The 21839-nt window shown below is 55.4% G+C and carries 23 protein-coding genes and 5 tRNA genes; 22 read left to right on the top strand and 6 right to left on the bottom strand.

Features of this window, described 5'->3' with window-relative positions; all coding sequences use genetic code 11:
• Positions 1-7 precede the first annotated feature (7 nt).
• From HCR03_RS17340 to HCR03_RS17350, 3 genes are all read right to left on the bottom strand, one after another.
• Entirely contained in the window at positions 8-1288 is a 1281-nt protein-coding gene (locus HCR03_RS17340) for a LysM peptidoglycan-binding domain-containing protein (protein WP_066645297.1), read from the bottom strand.
• A 144-nt stretch (positions 1289-1432) separates the two neighbouring features.
• The gene (locus HCR03_RS17345) at positions 1433-1876 is read right to left on the bottom strand and encodes an adenine nucleotide alpha hydrolase family protein (protein WP_066645298.1); all 444 of its coding nucleotides are present in this window, start codon (positions 1874-1876) and stop codon (positions 1433-1435) included.
• A 218-nt stretch (positions 1877-2094) separates the two neighbouring features.
• Positions 2095-2829, bottom strand: coding sequence for a M23 family metallopeptidase (locus tag HCR03_RS17350; protein ID WP_066646475.1), 735 nt, complete (start codon positions 2827-2829; stop codon positions 2095-2097).
• A gap of 389 nt (positions 2830-3218) precedes the next feature.
• Between HCR03_RS17350 and HCR03_RS17355 the strand changes: the two genes are divergently transcribed.
• The 3 genes from HCR03_RS17355 (at position 3219) to lexA (ending at position 4522) form a co-directional block, all read left to right on the top strand.
• Positions 3219-3560 (top strand): cupin domain-containing protein, encoded by a 342-nt coding sequence (locus HCR03_RS17355; RefSeq protein ID WP_156990020.1) that lies wholly within the window; start codon positions 3219-3221, stop codon positions 3558-3560.
• 37 nt (positions 3561-3597) lie between these two features.
• The gene (locus HCR03_RS17360; protein ID WP_066646463.1) at positions 3598-3786 is read left to right on the top strand and encodes a ferredoxin; all 189 of its coding nucleotides are present in this window, start codon (positions 3598-3600) and stop codon (positions 3784-3786) included.
• 196 nt (positions 3787-3982) lie between these two features.
• Positions 3983-4522 (top strand): transcriptional repressor LexA, encoded by a 540-nt coding sequence (lexA, locus tag HCR03_RS17365; protein ID WP_066646488.1) that lies wholly within the window; start codon positions 3983-3985, stop codon positions 4520-4522.
• A 3-nt stretch (positions 4523-4525) separates the two neighbouring features.
• Here the strand turns inward: lexA and HCR03_RS17370 are convergent, their stop codons facing one another.
• Genes HCR03_RS17370 through pap form a run of 3 tightly spaced genes read right to left on the bottom strand, consistent with a single transcriptional unit; the run spans position 4526 to position 7376 of the window.
• Positions 4526-5104, bottom strand: coding sequence for a cyclase family protein (locus tag HCR03_RS17370; RefSeq protein ID WP_156990019.1), 579 nt, complete (start codon positions 5102-5104; stop codon positions 4526-4528).
• Positions 5105-5116: 12 nt separating this feature from the next.
• Positions 5117-5809 carry a 5'-methylthioadenosine/adenosylhomocysteine nucleosidase gene (locus HCR03_RS17375; RefSeq protein WP_066646458.1) on the bottom strand — a complete coding sequence of 231 codons (693 nt, stop codon included), beginning with the start codon at positions 5807-5809 and terminating at the stop codon, positions 5117-5119.
• Positions 5810-5861: 52 nt separating this feature from the next.
• Positions 5862-7376 carry a polyphosphate:AMP phosphotransferase gene (gene pap, locus HCR03_RS17380; protein WP_066646456.1) on the bottom strand — a complete coding sequence of 505 codons (1515 nt, stop codon included), beginning with the start codon at positions 7374-7376 and terminating at the stop codon, positions 5862-5864.
• A gap of 151 nt (positions 7377-7527) precedes the next feature.
• Between pap and ruvC the strand changes: the two genes are divergently transcribed.
• The 19 genes from ruvC (at position 7528) to HCR03_RS17475 (ending at position 21487) form a co-directional block, all read left to right on the top strand.
• Positions 7528-8055 (top strand): crossover junction endodeoxyribonuclease RuvC, encoded by a 528-nt coding sequence (gene ruvC / locus HCR03_RS17385; protein ID WP_066646452.1) that lies wholly within the window; start codon positions 7528-7530, stop codon positions 8053-8055.
• A gap of 13 nt (positions 8056-8068) precedes the next feature.
• The gene (ruvA, locus tag HCR03_RS17390) at positions 8069-8680 is read left to right on the top strand and encodes a Holliday junction branch migration protein RuvA (RefSeq protein ID WP_066646448.1); all 612 of its coding nucleotides are present in this window, start codon (positions 8069-8071) and stop codon (positions 8678-8680) included.
• 28 nt (positions 8681-8708) lie between these two features.
• Complete coding sequence (gene ruvB / locus HCR03_RS17395) at positions 8709-9782, top strand: Holliday junction branch migration DNA helicase RuvB (protein WP_228725009.1); 1074 nt, start codon at positions 8709-8711, stop codon at positions 9780-9782.
• A 204-nt stretch (positions 9783-9986) separates the two neighbouring features.
• Positions 9987-11336: a phosphoglucosamine mutase gene (glmM, locus tag HCR03_RS17400; protein WP_066646442.1), complete on the top strand. Its 1350-nt coding sequence runs from the start codon at positions 9987-9989 to the stop codon at positions 11334-11336.
• A 36-nt stretch (positions 11337-11372) separates the two neighbouring features.
• A complete protein-coding gene (locus HCR03_RS17405; protein WP_066646439.1) occupies positions 11373-12236 on the top strand; it encodes a class I SAM-dependent methyltransferase in 864 nt (287 codons plus the stop codon).
• A 21-nt stretch (positions 12237-12257) separates the two neighbouring features.
• Positions 12258-12665 (top strand): hypothetical protein, encoded by a 408-nt coding sequence (locus HCR03_RS17410; protein ID WP_187035628.1) that lies wholly within the window; start codon positions 12258-12260, stop codon positions 12663-12665.
• Positions 12665-13555, top strand: a complete 891-nt coding sequence (locus tag HCR03_RS17415) for an energy-coupling factor transporter ATPase (protein WP_228725010.1) — start codon at positions 12665-12667, stop codon at positions 13553-13555. The genes HCR03_RS17410 and HCR03_RS17415 overlap by 1 nt, the downstream gene beginning before the upstream one ends.
• Positions 13556-13564: 9 nt before the next feature.
• The gene (locus HCR03_RS17420; RefSeq protein ID WP_187035630.1) at positions 13565-14431 is read left to right on the top strand and encodes an energy-coupling factor transporter ATPase; all 867 of its coding nucleotides are present in this window, start codon (positions 13565-13567) and stop codon (positions 14429-14431) included.
• The gene (locus tag HCR03_RS17425; RefSeq protein ID WP_187035633.1) at positions 14424-15251 is read left to right on the top strand and encodes an energy-coupling factor transporter transmembrane component T family protein; all 828 of its coding nucleotides are present in this window, start codon (positions 14424-14426) and stop codon (positions 15249-15251) included. Before HCR03_RS17420 ends, HCR03_RS17425 begins: the two co-directional genes overlap by 8 nt.
• Before the next feature lie 11 nt (positions 15252-15262).
• Positions 15263-16012: a tRNA pseudouridine(38-40) synthase TruA gene (truA, locus tag HCR03_RS17430; RefSeq protein ID WP_066646434.1), complete on the top strand. Its 750-nt coding sequence runs from the start codon at positions 15263-15265 to the stop codon at positions 16010-16012.
• Between the two features lie 82 nt (positions 16013-16094).
• Positions 16095-17327, top strand: coding sequence for a DUF5711 family protein (locus HCR03_RS17435; protein WP_187035635.1), 1233 nt, complete (start codon positions 16095-16097; stop codon positions 17325-17327).
• A 76-nt stretch (positions 17328-17403) separates the two neighbouring features.
• Positions 17404-17958 (top strand): CvpA family protein, encoded by a 555-nt coding sequence (locus HCR03_RS17440; RefSeq protein ID WP_187035637.1) that lies wholly within the window; start codon positions 17404-17406, stop codon positions 17956-17958.
• Positions 17933-18544 (top strand): CDP-alcohol phosphatidyltransferase family protein, encoded by a 612-nt coding sequence (locus HCR03_RS17445; protein ID WP_066646428.1) that lies wholly within the window; start codon positions 17933-17935, stop codon positions 18542-18544. Before HCR03_RS17440 ends, HCR03_RS17445 begins: the two co-directional genes overlap by 26 nt.
• Before the next feature lie 63 nt (positions 18545-18607).
• A complete protein-coding gene (locus HCR03_RS17450; protein ID WP_156990047.1) occupies positions 18608-20905 on the top strand; it encodes an ATP-dependent Clp protease ATP-binding subunit in 2298 nt (765 codons plus the stop codon).
• 89 nt (positions 20906-20994) lie between these two features.
• A tRNA-Gly gene (locus HCR03_RS17455) sits at positions 20995-21068 on the top strand.
• A gap of 10 nt (positions 21069-21078) precedes the next feature.
• Positions 21079-21155: transfer RNA gene (locus HCR03_RS17460), tRNA-Arg, on the top strand.
• A gap of 12 nt (positions 21156-21167) precedes the next feature.
• A tRNA-His gene (locus HCR03_RS17465) sits at positions 21168-21244 on the top strand.
• 46 nt (positions 21245-21290) lie between these two features.
• Positions 21291-21366: transfer RNA gene (locus tag HCR03_RS17470), tRNA-Gln, on the top strand.
• Between the two features lie 45 nt (positions 21367-21411).
• Positions 21412-21487, top strand: a tRNA-Lys gene (locus tag HCR03_RS17475).
• The last annotated feature ends 352 nt before the right edge of the window (positions 21488-21839 follow it).

Below are 21839 nucleotides of genomic sequence, written 5' to 3' on the forward strand. Positions count from 1 at the left end.
CGAACTGTTACAGAACCTTTTTGACGTCAAACAGAGAAGACAGTACCAGCCAGTTTTGGGAAAAATAGCTGTTGGCGGTCCAATAGCTGACACCAGCCAAACCGTACCGGTGCGCAAGCTCCAGTTTCGCGCGGATGCTTCTCGCGTCCTCGAACCAAACGGTGTGTTTTTTGCCGTCCGAAGAAAAATAGTCGAAATGAGGCGACTGGGCCTCCTCGTCAAAGAGGATACGCGCGCCGACCTGCGCGGCGAGCTCTACCGCGCCGGGATTTGTCAGCGAACGGGCTGACGAGCCGCGGACAAAGGGCAAAGTCCAGTCGTAACCGTAATTTGGGATGCCCATCAGGATTTTATTCGGAGGAATGACGGTCACGGCGTAGCGGATGACTTCCTCCACAAGATTCAGAGGCGCGACCGGCCTGGCCGGTCCATACGTATATCCCCATTCGTAAGTCATCAGGATGACATAATCCACCGCTTCCCCGTGGGCGGGGTAGTCGTGCGCCTCATAAAGAAGCCCCTGTTGGCCGGCGCTGGTTTTCGGGGCGAGAGAGGTCGTGACAATGTAGCCGAGCGAATGCATTCTAGCCACTACTTTGCGGAGGAAATTGTTGTAGTTTTCTCGGTCCCGCGGATAGATATACTCAAAGTCGATATTTAATCCATAATAGTTTTTCTGTTTCATCGTCGCGGTGATGTTTTCCAGAAGAGTATCCTGAACCTGCTGGCCGGACAGGACCGCATTGGCAACTTCGCTGCTGAACCCCCCTTCGGGGCGCATGTTGGTGACGACCATCAGCGGGGCGGTGTTCTGCGCACGGGCCGCCGTGATCACCGCTTCGTCCTCAATCGGAGCAAGAGCGCCGTCGGCCCCCGCCATATAGCTGAAGATGCTGACAAAGCTGAGATAGGGCAGCGTGCGGTTGAGCGTGTTCCGGTTCACAGACGGATAAACGTAACCGTTGACCAATATGGACCCGAGCTTTTGCGAGGTGACCGGAATGGTCAGAACCTGACCGGCCTGAATACGCGAGGGGTCTGTGATCTGCGGATTGGCTTCCAGCAGCTGATCGACCGAAATTCCGTACAACGCGGCGATGGAATAGAGTGACTGGCCGGATCCGACCGTGTGCTTTACACTGTCCGTCATCAGAACCAGAGCCTGACCGACCACAAGCTGCTGCGGGTCGCGGATCTGATTGTCTTCCATAATCTGCTGCTCGGGTATGCCGTAGAGCCGGGATAATCGATAGATGTTATCCCCCGGCCTTACCCTGTAAATTACCATTCCGATTCCACCTTTTTGAGCATTTTGGCTTTTCTTTATCTATATGAACGGGCCGATGGAAGAAACACTGTTTTTGCAAAAAAATGCGAAAAAAACCGCCGCGCTCTTGTCCTGGGCGCGGCGATTCCATTTATTAATACTCCGTTAATTCTGAAGAATCAGTTTTTTTGCTTTGCGGTCATTTTTCGCGACGGGGCAAATGTTATAAACCGTTCCATCCTTTGCAACCATGGAAATCGGGATCTTCGGCAACAGTTTATGTATGATTTCCACAAATCCGTTTACAGGTGCTTCCGCCATCCCGGTAACGATGTGTGTCGCATGAACACTTTTCGCATATCCGACAGCCATCAGCGGCGCATCGTCATGAAAATAGACGGACATTTCGGCATCCGCATTCTTTGCGGTTTGGCGAAGGTACTCCAGCTCTTCACAGTCCGCGTCAAACCCGGAAGAAGTCGGCTGAACACACAGCACCTGCAGAGGGATGAACCGACTGTCGGAGATTTTTTTTCCCGCGCGGATCAAACGGTCGCAGTCGCGCTGGCCGGTTACGCAAACAAGGACGGTTGCCTTGCCTTTTTTCAAATTTCTGCCTCCTTATTTAGCAGCATTCACAATACCATTATATCAGAATTGTTACTGTTTATGAGAACAGATTCTGCATAAAATTTGAACATATTGTGAACAAATTTTATGGTGATTTTTGTTTGAATTCACTTACACGCACATTATAGCATAAATTGACTTTCGATTCAAATCATTTGCAAAAAAATGCCGGCATCCGTGTGGATGCCGGTTTGCCATTACTTCAGCAGAGTGAGGGGATCGACATATTCTCCGTTTACCTTGGTGACAAAGTGCAGATGGGATTCTTCCTCCTGCTCAATCGGAACCTTGCCGACCGTTCCGATTTCCTGCCCGGATTCAACGGTGTCTCCGGCTTTCACTTTCATCTGGTCCAGACCGCAGTACCAGGCTTCAACGTTGCCGTGCGTAATAATGACCGTGTTTCCGTATTTGTCATCCTGATAGGCTTTGGTAACCGTCCCGTTCGCAATCGCCTTGACAGTTTCACCCTGTTTGGCGCTCAGGTCGATTCCGGTATGCGCGCGCCAGTCAAGAGTGGTTTTGCAGTAGACCGGGTCCGTGCTGAATTTTTGAACGACCGTTTTTCCAACGGGATAGGAGTAGCGCGTCACCTCGGCTGCAGCTGCCTTCACCGGCTTTGAAACAGACGCTTCCGGTTTAGACTCGGGTTTGGACGCAACGGTCTCGGAACTGGATGAAGCCTTGGAAGACGACGCTTCGGTCCGGGAAGAGGATTCCGGTTCCGCGTACACCCCGCTGACCGTATTGTTGGCGGGCGCCGTGCTTTGAACGGTTTCGCTCTGCGATTTGTCATCAGGCGCCGCGTAGTTCACCACGCTGTCATAAGTCGTCCAGGCTGCCACTCCAACGGCAATCAGGCAGACCCCAAGCGCAATATAAAAACCTTTTGAAGATCCTTTTCCGCCATTTTTTTGTATGTGTAAATTCATTCTGCCACCTCCGCAAGTATTTTGACCACATAAACGGTTCGCTATACGGAAAAGGCAGGCGGAGGCAATATTTTTTTTGAGGATTATTTTCAAAAGGAAAGGGACCCGGTCGTTTCCGACCGGGTCCGATTTCATTAGCTTGAGGGGTATATTGAGGAGGGTAGAACATGAATCAAAGAGCGGTGCGGCTCCAACTCCCTGATTACGCTTTTATTATATCGTCCATGCACAAAAAAGTTGTGAATGAGTTGTGAATACCTTATGAATTTTTTCCAAAAGAATTCACGGGGGCTGTACGAGGGAGAAGGGAGCGGCTGTATCGCTCTAGGAAAGGAACGAATTGATTCCGGCGAACTGGGGATAATGGTGTTGTAACGGAGGAAGAAATCATGAACAGTCACTATTTAAAGAATATAGATTTTGAAAAAGAACTGGATCTGACCAAACTTGTTGAGTATCAGGACGGTCAGGTCGTCAGCCGGACCCTCGCGCAGAATCAGGCGGTGAGCATTACGCTGTTCGCGTTTGACCAAAATGAAGAGATCAGCTCACACAGCTCCGGCGGGGATGCAATGGTCATGATTCTGGAGGGGACGGCGCTGATTACGATCGGAGAGAAGAAAATACATCTCGATTCGGGGAAAACCATAATAATGCCCGCGGGGATTCCGCATGCCGTTGCCTCGGAGAGCCGTTTTAAGATGCTTCTTGTCGTCGTATTCCCGCGGTAGCTTAATATCACAAAAATAAATTGAAAAGGAGTATGTTATGAAAGCCAGTCTTGACAGAAGCGGTTGTATCTCCTGCGGGCTTTGCCCGCAGACCTGTCCTGAAGTTTTCCGCATGGGGGACGACGGGGTAGCCGAGGTTTATCAGGAAGACGTTCCGAAAGATGCGCAGGAGAAAGCGGTCGAAGCGCAGGAAGGCTGTCCCGTATCAGTCATCACCGTGGAATAAATGCTCAGAGGGCAGCCGAAACCGGCTGCCCTCTGATTTTTGCCTCTTTTTGGGATGAGTTTTTCACCTGGAATTATTGCAAACATTTGTTTTCATTTTCCGACTGTTATGGTATAATAATGCTATCAATCAGGGAAGGTGATTCGGGGTGCTGACAAAAAGCCAACAAAAAGTCTACGATTACTTAAAAGGCAGAATGGAAAACGGACTGCCGCCGACCGTTCGGGAAATCTGCCGCGCCACAGGGCTGAAATCCACTTCCAGTGTTCACGCGCATTTAAGGGCGCTGGAGGAAAAGGGGCTGATCACACGCGACCGCGGTCTGAACCGCGCCATTCACCTGGCCGGGGAGCAGACCACGGTCCAGGTTCCGATTCTGGGGCAGGTGGCTGCGGGCAATCCGATTCTCGCAGTGGAGGAAATCGAGGGATATCTTCCGTTTTCGCCCGCAAGACGCGTCGGAGACGAGGAATACTTCGCGCTGAACGTCAAGGGGGAAAGCATGAAGAACGCCGGAATTTTAAGCGGCGACATCGTTGTCGCGCAGAAAACCGGCTCGGCGCTCGACGGGGAAATCGTCGTTGCGCTGATCGGGGACGAAGCGACGGTCAAGCGCCTGTTCCGCGAAAAGGACCGCGTCAGGCTGCAGCCGGAAAACCCGGCGTTTGAACCGATCTATTCCCGGGACGCGCAGATTCTGGGAAAGGTCGTCGCGGTCTACCGGTTTTACCGGTAGACCTCAGTCCCGGATCAAAACGGCGCGCACGGGGGAAGCCTCCGCTCCCGACATCAGAAGCGGGAACGCGATGAGCCGGTAGCCGCCCGGTTCCGCAAGGGTAAGATTCAGCCCTTCCAGAATCGGAATACCGGCGCCCAACAGCTCTTTGTGGGGGGCTTCTTCATCGTTCGGCGCGCCGATGCTCTGCGCGTCCGTTCCGATCAGAACAATGCCGGACTGCGCGAGCGCGAACGCCGCGCTTTGCGTTAAATACGCCTCTCCGCCGCCTTTCAGCAGCAGTCTGCCGCCCTGCGGCGGCGCGAGACGGTCAATGTCCGCGCCGGTCAGAATTCCCTCGGCGGCAATGACCGTGCAGGGACCGATGCAGAGGGAAAGATCTATTTGATCAACGGAATCCCCGTCCGGGATGAAATGAAGCGGCGCGTCCAGATGGGTTGCGCTGTGGCAGCAGGCGTAAAATCCGGAAAGGTTGCAGGCGTCGCCGAGGTCCATGCGGCGGACGATATCCCGGCGCGGCACCGGGTCGCCCGGATAGGGCTGCGAGGAAAACAGCTCTCTGGTAACGTCGATCAATTCCATTGCAATCCCCCCTTAAATCCGGGGAAGAAGGTTTTTGACCAGCTCGGTCAGTTCACGCGCGGAGCGGCCGGCGAATTCCGTGAAATCGACCGCGGCCTGTTCGTTCGCGTTATCCGAAATCGCCCTGATGACAACAAATTCGGTTCCGTTCAGGTAACAGACCTGCGCGATGCTTCCGCCCTCCATCTCACACGCGGAGGCGCCGAATTCATCCGCGATTCGGCCGAGCCGTTCGGAATCGCCGATGAACTGATCGCCCGTGGCGATGACGCCCGTATGTATTTTTTCCGGTTGATACACGGATTTCGAAGCGGCGACAGCCTGATCCGCCAGACGGCGGGAAGCGGGGATATGAATGATATTCGGTCCGCTTAAAAATCCTTTTTCATCCCCGAGAGCGCTCGTATCCATATCGTGCTGGACCAGTGAGCTGGAAATGACAATGTCGCCGATTTTTACCCCCGCGCCGGTTCCGCCGGCTACCCCGACGTTCAGCAGCGCCGCCGGATGGTAACGCAGAATCATGGTTTGGGCACAGACTGCGGCGGCGACTTTTCCAATCCCGCAGCGGGCGACCACGCATTCGATTCCCTCAACGGCCCCCCTGTGGTAAATGATTCCGCTGACGGTTTCCGAAACCCGTTCCGGCATCAGGCCGATCAGATCCTGTACCTCAACGTCCATTGCGCCGATGATTCCAATCATTTCGAAACACCTCCTGATATTTCTTTGATCATACGTTTTTTCCGCGGGAAAATCAATCCTCTTTTTTCCCGTGGGGATGCTTTTCTCCGCATTTGTCAAGAATCGCGTCGGTAATCAGCTCAAGGGTTTGAATCCGCCCGAATTTTTTGTCCTGTGATTCGATGATATGCCAAGGCGCGTACCGGGTGGAAGTGTATTTCAGCATGTCGTTCACACAGGCTTCGTATTGATCCCATTTGCTTCGGTTGCGCCAGTCCTCATCGGTGATTTTCCAGCTTTTTTCCGGGTTGTTCTGCCGGGACTGAAAGCGGCGAAGCTGCTCTTCCTGATCAATTTGAAGCCAGAATTTCAGAATCACGGCGCCCCAGTCCGCAAGCTCCCGCTCAAATTCGTTGATTTCGCGGTAGGCACGGCTCCACTCTGCTTCCGTGCAGAAGTTTTCCACGCGCTCCACCAGAACGCGGCCGTACCATGTTCGGTCAAAGATGGCGATATGCCCGTCGCGGGGAAGGTTTTTCCAAAAACGCCACAGGTACTGCCGGGCTTTTTCGTCCGGGGTCGGCGAGGCGATTGGAACCACCTGATAGCCGCGCGGGTCCAGCGCTTTGGCAACGCGGCGGATGGTGCCGCCCTTGCCGGCGGCATCCCAGCCCTCAAACGCGAGAATGACGGGGATCTTTTTCAGGTACAGCTCGCTGTGCAGCTCCCGCAGCTGTTTCTGTTCCTCTTCCAGCTTTTTCTGGTATTCGTCCCGGTCCATGGTCCGGTTAAGCGGAACTTCGGAAAGCTTGGGCATCGGCAGAAAGGGGTAGGCTCCGGGCTGAATGAGCTCCTGTGCCGGCAGCCGGGCCTGATGCTCTTGGTTTAAAGCTTCCGTGACCCGTGCGATGACCGCGCTGATTACGTCCAGAGCGGCGGCCCTGCGGTCGGTTCCGGAAATCAGATGCCAAGGCGCCGCGGTGGTGTTTGTGTAGCCGATTGCTTCCTCAAACGATTCGCAGTATTTTTCGTACTGCCGGTTCCGCTTCCAGTCCTGCTCTGTCACGCGCCACTGTGTATTGCGGTCTTTCGCCAGCTTTTCAAAGCGCTCTTTCTGCTCTTTTTTGCTGATGTGAACGAAGAATTTTATGATGAGGTAGCCCGCGTCGGTCAGCTCGCGCTCAAACGTGTTGATGCTGTTCAGGCGGCGGGTCAGTTCCTTGGCGCTCACGTCTTCTTCCAGCCGCGCGGTGGTAACGTCCAGATACCAGCTGCGGTCCAAAACGGAAAAATTTCCGGCTTTCGGTACGAAATTCCAGTACCGCCACAGCACGGGCTTGCGCCGTTCCAATTCCGTCGGGCGCGTGACGGAGTGAACCTTGCACCAGCGCGGATCAAGGTTGAGGATCAGGTCGGAGATCAGTTCGCCTTTCCCGGAAGCGCCCCATCCTTCGAAGAGAATGATGACGGGCAGTTTTTGTTTCAGCACTTGCTGCTGAAGAGAGGAGAGCTGCTCCCGCAGCTTTTTGGAGGCGGACTTGAACTCTTCTTTTGTAATATTTTTTTTCAAATCGATTTTTTCAAGCATGGCGCGCACCGTCCTTTTTCATCTATTATACGCGCAAAAGGACGTTTTTAAAAGGAAAGAAGTACATCGGTTCAAATTCAACCCGCGGTATTCCCTAGGCACCGCATTTGTGATATAATAAAACGAATATTTTCCGGGAAGGAGCGGCGCGATGATTATTCTGGGGATCGACCCCGGCTATGCGATTGTGGGGTACGGCCTGATTCGGTCGCAGGGCGGAAAATTTATTCCGCTGGAGCACGGCTCCATCGAAACCCGTGCCGGCGAAGATTTCTGTCTGCGGCTGGAAGCGATTTATAACGGTCTGCGCGCCGTGATGGCAAAATGGAAGCCGGAGGCGGTGTCGATCGAAAAGCTGTATTTTCAGAACAACCAGAAAACGGCGATCGGTGTTGCGGAAGCGAGGGGAGTAATTCTCCTGGCGGCACAGCAGTCCGGCGCGCGCGTCTTTGAATATACCCCGCTTCAGGTCAAACTGTCGGTCACCGGGTACGGGCAGGCGAAAAAACCGCAGGTGATGGAAATGACCCGCCGCCTTCTGTGCCTGAAAGAGGTGCCGAAACCGGACGATACCGCGGACGCGCTCGCAATGGCGGTCTGCCACGGCCAGGCAGCCGGATCGGTGACGAAACGGGCGATGCTTTCGGAAAGGCTCCAGCTTCGGAGCGGGAACCGATGATAACGGAGGAACCATGATTTACAGTGTGAAAGGAACCCTGTGCCATATGGAGCCGGGACTTGCCGTGATTGAATGCGGAGGTGTGGGGTTTAAATGCTTTACTTCGATGAATACACAGCGGACTCTGCCGCAGATCGGCGAACAGGCGAAGCTGTTCACCGTGCTGAATGTACGGGAGGACGCGCTTGATCTGTTTGGCTTTTCAACCCAGACGGAGCTGAGCTGTTATAAAATGCTGACGGGCGTCTCCGGAGTGGGGCCGAAGGTCGGCCTTGCCATTCTGTCGGAGCTGACGCCGGAGCAGGTCGCGGCGGCTGTTGCCACAGGCGACAGCAAAACGCTGACCCGCGCGAGCGGCGTCGGGCCAAAGCTGGCGCAGCGCATCTGCCTGGAGCTCAGGGACCGTGTCCGCGATCTCGGCGCGCCCGCAAGCGCGGCGGTACCGGCAGCGGGCGTTATATCGGCTTCCTCCCATGCCGCCGCGGCGGTCGAGGCGCTTTCCGTGCTGGGGTACTCGCCGTCGGACGCGGCCGCTCTGGTCGCGCAGTTTGACAGCGCCCTGCCGGTGGAGGAGCTGATCCGTCGCTCGCTGCGCACGATCGACACCGGAAAGCTGGGCGGCTGACGGGGAGGCCGATGGAAGGGGCTGAAGAATGGAACAGATGGATAACGAGCAGAATAACGGAAACGAATACGATTTTGAAAACCGGGTCGTCGCACCGGACTACGCGCCGGAGGACGCGGAGGTCGAAAATCCCCTGCGCCCCAGAACGCTGGGGGAATATATCGGTCAGGAAAAGGTCAAGGAAAATCTCTCTGTGTTTATTGAAGCCGCGAAACAGAGAAAGGAGAGCCTTGACCATGTTCTCCTTTACGGCCCGCCCGGCCTTGGAAAAACGACGCTGGCCGGAATTGTGGCCAATGAACTCGGCGTCAATCTGCGCATTACGTCCGGCCCGGCGATTGAAAAACCGGGGGATCTCGCGGCGATCCTGACGAACCTGAATCCGGGCGACGTTCTGTTCATCGACGAAGTCCACCGGCTTTCCCGCAGCGTGGAGGAGATTCTTTATCCGGCGATGGAGGATTTCGCGCTGGATATTATTACGGGAAAAGGACAGATGGCGGCGTCCTACCACCTTCCGCTGCCGAAATTCACGCTGGTCGGCGCGACGACCCGCGCCGGGCAGCTCAGCGCCCCGCTGCGCGACCGGTTCGGCGTTGTTCTTCGGCTGGAACTGTACACGGCGCAGGAGCTTGCGCGGATTGTCACCCGGAGCGCCAGAATTCTGGAAATCCCGATCGAGGCGGACGGCGCGCTGGAAATCGCCTCGCGGTCGCGCGGGACGCCCCGCATCGCGAACCGGCTGTTAAAGCGGGTGCGCGATTTCGCTCAGGTGATTACGGGGGGAACCATTACGCGGGAATCCGCCCGGATCGGGCTGGACCGGCTGGAAATCGATTCGATCGGCCTGGACGCGAACGACAGGCGGATGCTCCGGGCGCTGATTCAGTTTTACAAGGGCGGCCCGGTGGGGCTGGAAACCCTCGCGGCGGCCATCGGGGAGGAAGCCGTGACGATTGAAGATATCTATGAGCCGTATCTGATGCAGATCGGTTTTTTGAATCGCACGCCGCGCGGACGCTGCGCGACCGCGGCGGCCTATGAGCATTTGGGGCTGGAATTTTCCGGAATCGGTGATTCCGGCCAGCAGAAGCTGTTTTAGATTCCTGCTTGAAAAACGGCTGGCGGATGTCGCCTTACGGAACGGGGTGGGGCCCAAAACCATGAAGAAATGGAAAGAATATTTTAAGAGGAAAGATCTGTTTGAAGCCCGAATACATAAAGTGATTTATGAGGTGCTTCCGGGCGTTTTGGAAAATACATTTGGCATATCCCAAAATAATTAGGTAGGAGTGTAGTGGTACTTATGGGAAGATTATTTGGAACGGATGGCGTGCGCGGGGTCGCGAACAGCGAGCTGACCTGCGAGCTTGCCATGAACATAGGAAGAGCCGCCGCCACGGTGCTGACGGACAGCTCCCACCGCCACCCGAAAATATTGATCGGAAAAGATACGCGGCTGTCGTCCGATATGCTGGAGGCGGCCATCACGGCGGGCCTGTGCAGCGTGGGCGCAAACGTTGTGCGGCTGGGCGTTGTTCCAACCCCGGCGGTGGCGTTTCTGGTCGGTAAATACAAGGCGGACGCCGGCGTAATGCTGACGGCCTCCCATAACCCCTGCGAATTCAACGGAATCAAGATTTTCAGCGGGGATGGCTACAAGCTGCCCGACGCGCTGGAGGAACAGATCGAGGCGATCGTTCTGGATCACGCGCAGGAACCCGCGTGCCCGGTCGGCGGCGCGGTGGGCAGCGTGTCGGAAGCCCCGAATACCGTGCGCGACTATGTGGACCATATTAAAAGCACCGTTCCGTTCGCGCTGACCGGCATGAAAATTGCCGTCGACTGTGCAAACGGTTCCGCCAGCCGCACGGCGGAGCTGCTGTTTTCCGAGCTTGGGGCCGAATGCCACATGCTTTCGGACCATCCGAACGGGATCAATGTCAACGACGCGTGCGGCTCCACGCATATGGAAAACCTGATGCGCTTTGTCGGTGAAAATGACATGGACGCGGGCGTGGCGTTTGATGGGGACGCGGACCGCTGCCTTGCCGTGGATGAAAACGGCCGCCTGGTGGACGGGGATTTCCTCATGGCGATCTGCGCGGCCGATTTAAAGTCGCGCGGAAAACTGGAGAAGAACACCGTCGTAGGCACCATTATGACGAACATGGGCTTTAACCGGTTCTGCGAGGACGACGGCATCAAGTTTGAATCGACAAAGGTCGGCGACCGCTATGTGCTCGAGGAAATGCTGCTGGAGGGCTACAATTTCGGCGGCGAACAGAGCGGGCATATCATCTTTCACGATTTTGCAACCACGGGAGACGGCCAGCTGACGGCCGCTCAGCTGCTCAGCATTTTGAAACGAAGGGAAGCGAAGCTTTCCAGCCTTGCGACGCTGATGACGCGGTATCCGCAGGTGCTGGTCAACGTGGATGTCAAACCGGACGGAAAGCTGCGTTTTTACACCGATCCGCAGGTCAAAGAAGCGGTTGATGGCGCGAAGAAACAACTGGGGAACCGGGGCCGCGTCGTGGTTCGCCCGTCCGGTACGGAACCTTTGCTGCGCGTGATGGTCGAGGGGGAAGACGAAACGGAAATCGCAGAGGCCGCGAATGTTGTTGCGGGCGTAATCAGAGATCGGCTCGCCTGAGGGAAGCAGGACAGCAAGGAAGGCAAGGAAGACGAATTGAGAATTTCAAACTGGAAGGACTACGAGCTGATCGACACTTCCGCCGGGGAACGGCTGGAGCGTTGGGGAAAAGTGATTCTGATCCGGCCCGACCCGCAGATTCTGTGGGATACGCCGAAGAAGAATCCCCTGTGGGAAAAGGCCGACGCCCGTTACCGGCGCTCTTCCACCGGCGGCGGCAGCTGGCAGGAGCTGGGCAGCGTGCCGCCCGTCTGGAGCGTGCGGTATGGGAACCTGAAGTTTCGCTTGAAAACGATGGGCTTTAAGCACACCGGGATTTTTCCGGAACAGGCGGTCAACTGGGATCTTGTCATGGGGCTGATTCAAAAAGCGAACCGCCCCGTGCGGGTGCTGAACCTGTTCGGCTACACGGGCGCGGCGACACTGGCCTGCCTGAAGGCCGGCGCGGAGGTTTGCCATGTCGACGCGTCGAAAGGCATGGTTGCCTGGGCCAGAGAGAACGCGGCCGAATCCGGCCTTTCGGACCGGCCCGTGAGGTGGCTCGTGGACGACTGCAGGAAATTTGTCCTCCGGGAGCAGCGGCGGGGAAACAATTACGACGGCATTATTATGGACCCGCCTTCCTACGGCCGCGGGCCGGGTGGGGAGGTCTGGAAGCTGGAAGAACAGATTTACACGCTCATCAGTGAGTGCGTTCCTCTGCTTTCCCGGAATCCGCTGTTTTTTCTGGTCAATTCTTATACGGCGGGACTGTCCCCGGCGGTGATGGAATATCTGCTTGGGGTCCTGGTTGCAAAGAGATTCGGAGGAAAGCTTTCCTCCGGCGAAATCGGCCTTCCCGTCACGCAGAGCGGACTGGTTCTGCCATGCGGCGGAACGGCGGTCTGGCAGGCGGAATAAAGCGGAGAAGGGGTGACTCAGGTGGAAAAAAAGAAAGGAAAAAGCGGCGCCGGCGCGGCTTTAGTCCTGCTGGCCGCAGTGGTCAAGCTGGTTCAGGATTCGGGGCGTTCCGACTTCTCGATCAGTCTGCTTTACCTGCTTGCAATTGCCGTAATCGCTTATGGAGCCTATTGGTTGTTTAAAAGATTTGGAAATCGGCCGGGTGACAAACTCGCCGGGCCGGCGGGGCGGTTCCCGGAACAGAGAAGCGTTTCCGGTTCTTCCCGCCCCCGGCGGACGGCGGAACCGGAAAGGACCCGGCCCGCAGCCTCCCCTCCGCCGGACGGCGCAGCGCGCAGCGCGGAGCAGTGGAAAAGTCTGTACGACGGGGGGTTGATTACGAAAGAGGAATACAGGGAAAAACTGGGCCGGATTTCCAGGCGCGGGTGATGATGGGATCATTAAAGGACGGAACAGGATACATGAAGGATTACATGAATGCGGAAAACGTTACGTTTTCCTATGAGGCTCAGGAAGAAGAAGAAACGGTCGAAGTACTTCACGGCGTGTCGCTTGGAATCCGAAAGGGTGAGTTTGTCGCCTTGCTGGGGCACAACGGCTCCGGGAAATCCACCATGGCGAAGCAGTTCAACGCCATGCTGCTGCCAAGCGGAGGAAAAGTCTATGTGGACGGTCTCGATACGCTCGATGAAGACCTGAAGATAGAAATTCGCCGGCGGGTCGGGCTGGTTCTGCAGAATCCGGACAACCAGCTTGTCGCCAGCATTGTGGAGGAAGACGTGGCTTTCGGCCCGGAAAACCTGGGTGTTGCGCCGCCGGAAATCCGCAAACGGGTGGACGAAGCGCTCAAAGCGGTCGAAATGTACGATTACCGGCTACATGCGCCGTACAAGCTTTCCGGCGGACAGAAGCAGCGCATCGCCATCGCGGGGATTATCGCCATGCAGCCGGATTGTATTGTGCTGGACGAGCCGACGGCCATGCTGGACCCGCGCGGCCGGGACGAGGTGCTGGAAACCATTCACCGGCTGAACCGCGAAAAGGGAATCACCGTCGTGCTGATTACCCACTATATGGATGAAGCGGTCGGCGCGGACCGCGTGATCGTGATGGATGACGGCAGAATCCTGACGCAGGGAACTCCAAGGGAGGTTTTTTCCCAGGTGGAACTGCTCAAAGCGCATCAGCTTGATGTTCCCCAGGCCACAGAGCTGATTTACCGCCTGAAGGCCGCGGGAATTCCGCTGCCGGACGGCGTGCTGACCATAGAGGAATGCGTCGCGGCCCTGGAACCTCAGATGAACCGGACAGAGAGATAGGAGAAGCAAATGCCTGTCATAGAAACGAACGAACTTACTTTTCTTTACGGCGAGGGGACCCCGTTTTGTAAAACCGCCGTCGATCACGTCAGCATCTCGATTGAACAGGGGGAGTTTCTCGGTCTGATCGGACATACCGGTTCCGGCAAATCCACACTGATTCAGCAGTTCAACGGGCTTTTACGGCCGACCTCCGGCCGGGTGCTTCTTAACGGAAAAGACATCTGGGCCGAACCGAAAAAGATCCGTTCCGTCCGCTTTCAGGTCGGAATGGTTTTTCAGTATCCCGAGCATCAGCTTTTTGAGGAAACCGTCCTGAAAGACATTTGCTTCGGTCCGCAGAACATGGGCCTGCCGCAGGCCGAGGCGGCGGAGCGCGCCAGAGAAGCGGCGCGGTTTGTCGGCCTGCCGGACGAGCTGCTGGGGAAAAGCCCGTTTGAGCTTTCCGGCGGAGAGAAGCGGCGCGCGGCGATTGCGGGGGTAATCGCGATGGATCCCGATGTACTGATCCTTGACGAGCCTACGGCCGGGCTGGATCCGCGCGGAAGGGACATGCTGCTGACACAGATCAGCGCGTACCACCGCGATCGGAACAACACGGTGATTCTGGTGTCTCACAGCATGGAGGATATTGCCCGCGTGGCGGACCGCGTGCTGGTGATGAACGGCGGGAAGGCCGTCATGCTGGACCGGACCGAAAAGATCTTTGCACGGGGCAGGGAACTGGAGTCGCTGGGCCTGCGCGTGCCGGAAGTCACCAAGATTCTACTGACTTTGCGGGAGCACGGCTATCCGGTCGAAGCCTCCCTGACCGTCGATCAGGCGGTCGAGCAGCTGCTGCCGCTGCTGGAGAAAGGGGGCGCCTTCCGTGGTTAGGGATATTACTCTGGGACAGTATTTTCCCGGAAACTCGCTGATTCACCGGCTGGATCCGCGGATGAAAATTCTGCTGACCCTTGCTTTTATTGTGTTTATCTTTGTCGCAACGAATTTTCAGGGTCTTGCCCTGATGCTGGCGATGATGCTTTTGGTCCTCCTGCTATCGGGGGTCCCGCTGAGCCAGTACTTGAAAAGCCTGAAGGCCGTCATCTTTATTGTGGCGTTCACCTTTGTGCTGAACCTTTTCTACGGGGGCGGAGACACCGTTTGGAGCCAGCATTTTCCGGGGTTTACCATGCGGATCACAAACGGGGGGATCAGCAACGCCGTTTTCGTCGCCGTGCGGATATTCAGCCTGATTTTATTCAGCTCGGTGCTGACGTTCACAACCTCCCCGACCCAGCTGACCGATGCGCTGGAGCGGCTGATGAAACCGCTTAAGGTTTTGCATGTCAAGGTGCACGAGATCGCCATGATGATGACCATTGCGCTGCGGTTTGTGCCGACGCTGCTGGAGGAGACCGACAAGATTATGAACGCGCAGAAAGCCAGGGGAGCGGACCTGGAAAGAGGCGGATTCATGCAGCGAATCAAATCGCTGATTCCGATTCTGATTCCGCTGTTCGTTTCTTCCTTTCGCAGGGCCTACGACCTCGCGATGGCGATGGAGTGCCGCTGCTACCACGGCGGGGAGGGGCGCACAAAGATGAAGCAGCTTCACATGTCCGGGCTGGACGCCGCCGCGGCCGTATGCTCCGCCCTGTTCTGCGCGGCGGTTCTGTACTGTGCCCTGCGGTTCCCTGCCGCGCTGCGATAGGAAGGAAGCTTATGAGAAATCTTCTGCTTACCATTTGCTTTGACGGAGCAAACTACCACGGCTGGCAGATCCAGCAGAACGCCGTTTCGGTTCAGCAGGTTTTCCAGCGGGCGTTGGAACGAATCCTGGGCGGGCAGCCGGACATCAAGGCCTGCAGCCGGACCGATTCGTTTGTGCATGCGCGCGAGTTCTGCATCAGCTTCCATACGGAACATTCGATTCCCTGCGAACGTCTGGCCGGCGCAATGAATCACTTCCTGCCCAAAGACATTGCGGTGCTTTCCTGCCGGGAGGTGCCGGATGAATTTCACGCGCGTTATTCCTGCCTTGGAAAGGAATACGAATATTGCATCTGGAACAAGCGGGTCAGAAATCCATTTTTGTCCGGCAGGGCGCTTCATTACTGGGCTCCGCTGGACCTTGACCGCCTGAACCGGGCGGCGGCGTGTCTGGTCGGCTCCCATGATTTTACCTCTTTCTGCGCGGTTGACGCGCGGGAAAGAGACAATATGACGCGCACGGTGACCGAAGCACGGTGGGAACGGCAAGGCGGCGCCGTCAGTTTTTTTGTCTCAGCGGATGGATATCTTTACCATATGGTGCGCATCATGGTCGGAACAATGCTCCGCGTCGCGGAAGGCAAACTGGAACCGGAAGCGATGGAGAGGATTCTGACGGCCTGCGACCGCAGAGCCGCGGGTCCGACGGCTCCGCCGCAGGGGTTATATCTGAACAGGGTTTTCTATCCTGTCAATCCTTAAAAAGCAGGAGGAATCCCTTATGAAGTCCGTCGCGATTTCAAACGATATAATGGGATTGGCAGAGGAAGGGACGTGAGGCTCGATGGCTGAAAACGGGCGTCGTTTCGATACGGCTGAATTTGATCCGGCCGGGCAAGTTCCCCGCCGGCAGAGAAAGGAACCGCGTGTTTTCGGGGAGCATGCGGTCCCGCGCTGGGTTTACAGGATTGTTCTGATCCTGATTCTATGTGTTGCGGGAACTCTTGGATGGATGAACCGGGATAATCTTACTCCGGCGAATGCCTTGGAATGGATTCAGGCACGCGTTGTCGGGATGGGCGTGGGAGACGGTTATCCCCACTCTATCGCGGGCACGTCCGTTCTGCCGAAAAATTTTGTTTCCGCCGACAAAAACGTCTATTTTGCAAGCGACACTTCTTTGACGGTGATGAATTCAACCGCGAAGGAGCTTGTTTCCCGTCAGCACAGCTTCAGCGACCCCGTCCTCCGGCTGGGCGGGAACAGAATGCTTCTTTACAATCTCGGCGGCAGAGGCTGCCAGCTGGAAAGCATGAATCGTACGGTTAAAAAGATCAGTGTGGATCAAAATATTATAGCCGGGGCGCTTGCCCGGCAGGGCGAATATGCGCTGCTGACGGAAGCGGACGGCTACTGCGGGGAACTGACCGTCTATACGGCGGACGGACGCGAGCAGTTCCATTATTGGTTTTCCGATTATTATCCGACCGCGGTTGCCCTGGATCCGGATGGAACCAGGGCGGCGGTAACAGGCGTCAACGTGGCGAACGGGGTGATGAAATCAGCCGTTTACCTGCTGGACCTGAGCAGCGCGAAGGCGCAGCCGCCGCTCGCGGTTTATGACGGCAATATGATTTTTGACGTTTCGTGGAACGGTGACAGCGCGGTCACCGCGTTTGGAGACCAGGCTGCAGTGATCGTCAATGCGGACAGCAAGGCGAAAACAGAATACGGTTATGGAGCGATGCAGCTGACGGCTTACTGTTCCTGCGAAAGCATGACGGCGCTGGGATTTTCTTCCTATTCCGGCTCTTCGGATTCCGCTTTTGTAGTTCTGGACCGCTCCGGGAAAAAAGTACTGTCCCAGCAGCTTCAAGGGGCAATCCGTTCCGTATCGATGTATGGTTCCGCCGCCGCCGCGCTGTGCGGCTCTAAAGTTTCGTTTTACACGACGTCGCCCGTCGGAGCCGCCGGAACCTGCGACGCGGGGAACGACGCGAAAGCGGTTGCGATGAAGGACGAGACGTCCGCCTATGTGCTTGGAGTATCGGAGATCCGTTTGGTATCGGTCCGGTAAACGGCTTGTGCAAATGGCTGTTTTGTGATATATTGCTTGTGTATGCGGATTTATTTTTCTATTATGGAGGCATAAAGTGGGAACATTTTATGATCTTGCGCTGCTTGGCGTTCTTCTGATTTTTGTCATTTCAGGCCTGCACCGGGGAATTGTCAGGACTGTCATAGAGCTGGCGGGCTTTATCGCGTCCCTCGTTCTTTCCGCGCGTCTGTCGGCTCGTTTTGCCGCTGCCGCCGGTCCGTATCTTGCGAAGGCGGCGCCTTCTCTTCAGCTCAGCCAGACGCTGAGCCGGATCCTCGCCGCGGCGGTTTTATTTATCGGCCTTGAAATTTTGGTACATCTGATTGCTTCCTCCGCCGACCATTTGTTTCGGCTGCCGGTTTTGCGTCAGGTCAACGCGCTTTTGGGCGGGGTTTTTGGCCTGGTAAAAGGCGTGGCCGTGCTTCTTGTCATCTGCGCCTTAACGCAGCTTGCGGTTCCGTCGGGGCAGGGTGCGAAATCCGTATGGAAGGAAATTGGAGATTCGCAAATTCTCCAGTTTACGAAGAAGAAAAATCCGGTTGATACGTTATTACAGGCAGATCTTTGGAATGGAGTAAACTGGGATGCAAAACAGAAACAAAAACTTTAATATCCCCAATACGCTGACGATTCTCAGAATTCTGCTGATTATCCCGTTTGTCATCTACTATGCGGGAGACCAGATTCTGAAAGCCGCAGCCGTTTTGATTTTATCCGGTCTGACCGATATGTTTGACGGAATGATCGCCCGCAAGTATCATCAGACGACGGAGCTGGGGCAGATGCTGGACCCTCTTTCCGACAAGCTGACACAGGGCGCGGTAGCAATCTGCCTCGCGGTGAAGCAGCCGATTCTGATTCCGTTTCTCGCCGTTTTTGTAATCAAAGAGGCTTTAATGGTTTCCGCGGGAATCTTTCTGATCGGAAAAAAGAAAAAGCGCCCGGGCGGTTCCATGTGGTTTGGAAAAATTGCCACCGTCCTTTTTTATATCTCTTTCGGAACCATTGTTATTCTGAAAGGATTTTGGGGAATTGAGAATCTTTATGTCTCGGTCACACTGCTGTCTATTACGGCGGCTTTCATGATTTACGCGTTTATTCGGTATGCACAGATCTATTTTGACATCGTACATTCCGACGATCCAAAGTACAAGATTGACATTCAGGAAGTTATGGATAAAAAGAGACGCGGATAAAAACTTGTAAATCCGTTTTTTTATGGTATCATATAATGAATAGAAAAGAAGTGAGCTGAAATGATGATGTGTTCCAAATGCCACAAAAGACCTGCGGTCGTTTTTCTTACTCCGTCGGCCGATGCCGGGGAGAGCCGCGGGCTTTGCCTGATTTGTGCGAAGGAACTTGGAATAAAGCCGGTGAACGATCTGCTTGAACAGATGGGGATCACCGATGAACAGATGGAAGCGATGGAGTCGGAGTTGAGCGATATGCTGGAAGAGAATCAGGTGGACTCCGGTGAAAACGAGAACAGCTCCGAAAGCGCTCTGAGCGGCTTTGTGCCCGGGGGTGCTGCGACGTTTCCGTTTATTCAGAATATTTTTCCCGGCGGCAACAGTCAGGAGCATGTGCAGAACGGGGAGTCCGCAAAGAAGGCTCCCAAAGAAAAACATAAAACAAAGCGCAAGCACCTGGACGCGTACTGCACGAATCTGACCGCTCGGGCCAGATCGCAGCAGATCGACGCCGTCATCGGCCGCGAAAAGGAAATAGCCCGGGTGATCCAGATTTTAAGCCGCAGAACGAAGAACAATCCCTGTCTGATCGGCGAACCCGGCGTCGGCAAGACGGCGGTGGCGGAGGGTCTGGCGCTGCGCATTGCCGGCGGAAACGTGCCCGCCGCACTGCGCAAAAAAGAGATTCATTTACTGGACCTGACGGCGCTGGTCGCGGGAACACAGTTTCGCGGGCAGTTCGAAAGCAGAATCAAGGGCCTTTTGGAAGAAGTTAAAACAGAAGGGAATATCATTCTGTTTATCGATGAGGTTCACAACCTGGTGGGTACGGGCGACGCGGAAGGCTCCATGAACGCCGCAAACATTCTGAAACCGGCCCTTTCCCGCGGCGAAATTCAGGTGATCGGCGCGACAACCTTCAGCGAATACCGCCGGTATATTGAAAAGGATGCCGCCCTGGAGCGGCGCTTCCAGCCGGTCACGATTGCGGAACCGTCCATTCAGGATACGGTTGACGTCCTTAACGGCATTAAATCCTATTATGAGAATTTTCACCGCGTGCGCGTTCCGGAACAGATTGTCAGGAAAATCGTCACGCTGTCGGAGCGGTATATCAACGACCGTTTCCTGCCGGATAAAGCGATTGATCTTCTGGACGAAGCGTGCTCGTGCGCCGCTCTCAGAAACGCGTCCATGGAGCAGTACGACAAGAACGCGGAACAGCTGGAGGCTTTGCATGCGCAGGAAGAAGAGCTGACGGCGGACAGCGCGGAGCCGGATTATCAAAAGCTGGCTGAGATCCGAATGAATATTTCGCGGCTGGAGCTGAGGGAAAAAGAGCTTGCGCCGGCGGCGCTGGGTTCCGAAGTCGAGGAGAGAGACGTCGCCCGGGTAATCGAATTGTGGACGGGGATCCCCGCCAGCCGAATTCAGGAAAATGAACTTAAAAAGCTTGCCGGACTGGAACCGCTTCTTAACAGCAGAATCGTCGGTCAGCAGGAAGCGGTAGCCGCCGTTTCGGCGGCGATTCGTCGCAGCAGGGTCCAGATCAGCCCGCGGCGCAGACCTGCCTCGTTTATCTTTGTGGGCCCTACGGGCGTCGGCAAGACGGAACTGGTCAAGGTCCTTTCGAGGGAATTGTTCGACACTCCGGAAACGCTGATCCGGCTTGATATGTCGGAGTTTATGGAGAAGCACTCGGTTTCCCGCATCATCGGGTCGCCTCCGGGATATGTGGGCTACGACGAGGCAGGGCAGGTAACGGAAAAGGTACGCCGCCGCCCGTATTCCGTCATCCTTTTCGATGAAATCGAAAAGGCGCATCCGGATGTGATGAATATTCTTCTGCAGATTCTTGACGAGGGGCGTATTACGGATGCGCACGGCAGAAATGTCAATTTTGAGAACACGGTGCTTGTAATGACCTCAAACGCGGGCAGCGAGAAAAAAGAAGGAACCCTTGGGTTCGCCCGCAGCGACGCGGACGTGAGCCGTGAGAGGGCCCTGAAGGCGCTTTCCGACTTTCTGAGGCCGGAGTTTATCAGCCGCGTGGACGAGATCATCGTATTCCGGCAGCTGAAGGAAGACGATTTTGAAAAAATCGCGCACTTGATGCTGGAAGAATATGTTGCCACGCTTAAGGATCGCGGGATTCGTTTTGCTTATGACGAGAAGGCGACCGGATGGCTTGCGCAGCATGCGATCGGCGGAAAAAGCGGCGCAAGGGATCTGAGAAATTTGATCCGCCGCAAAGTGGAGGATCAAATTGCTTCTCTCTTGGTGGAAAACAGCGACGGGTCTATTGCGGGGATTGCGGTGACCGCGGACGACGCGGAGGGAATTCAGCTGCAGGTTCTGCAATAAGACGACGAAAAATAAAGGCCGGAGAAAAATCAAAATTGTTATTGACAACTGCTGCTGAACGGTGCTATAATAAGAGCCGTCGCTGAAACGCGAGTGTAGTTCAGTGGCAGAACTCCAGCCTTCCAAGCTGGTCGCGTGGGTTCGATTCCCATCACTCGCTCCATATTTTTTTTGCGCCAATAGCTCAGTTGGATAGAGCAACTGCCTTCTAAGCAGTAGGCCAGGGGTTCGAATCCCTTTTGGCGCGCCACTTTTTGACATGGTGGATGTAGCTTAGCTGGTTAAAGCGCCAGTTTGTGGCACTGGAGACCGTGGGTTCGAATCCCATCTTCCACCCCATTTTTTAGATCATACGGTTGTGGGCAAGGCGCCGTACTTGATAGATTGGGCTGTAGCCAAGGGGTAAGGCAACGGACTTTGACTCCGTCATTTCGTAGGTTCAAATCCTGCCAGCCCAGCCACGGGTCCGCCCCGGCGGGCTTTGCGCGTAGGGCGGCCCAAAATATGAATCATTAGCTCAGTTGGTAGAGCACTTGACTTTTAATCAAGGTGTCCGGGGTTCGAATCCCCGATGGTTCACCAAAATGTTATTGATAATAAAGGGCAAAGCGGACATGCTTTTGCCCTTGTTATCATAAAATCAAGTGTTTAAGTTTTAAGCATTTGATTTTATGATAAGTCCCCCGAAGGAATTTGTCGCAACGGGGGTTACCAAAAAGTATATATTACAAAGTTACATTGGAGATTGCTTTTCTCCAGCCTTTCATTCGTCGAGGCCTGCCCAATGCGGTGAGGCGTTCAAGGCAGAAGTATCATTATCACTTGCCGGGATCATCGCGCGACATGCAGTTGATCGCAACAGCGACTGTGTCGGCTTTGCGTTTTCTGGTGTTTCCGCCCCCAGCAAGAAACGTTTTTGTAATTTCCCCAATCG

This window comes from Caproicibacter fermentans (assembly GCF_014303955.1).
GTDB classification, from domain to species: Bacteria; Bacillota; Clostridia; order Oscillospirales; family Acutalibacteraceae; genus Caproicibacter; species Caproicibacter fermentans.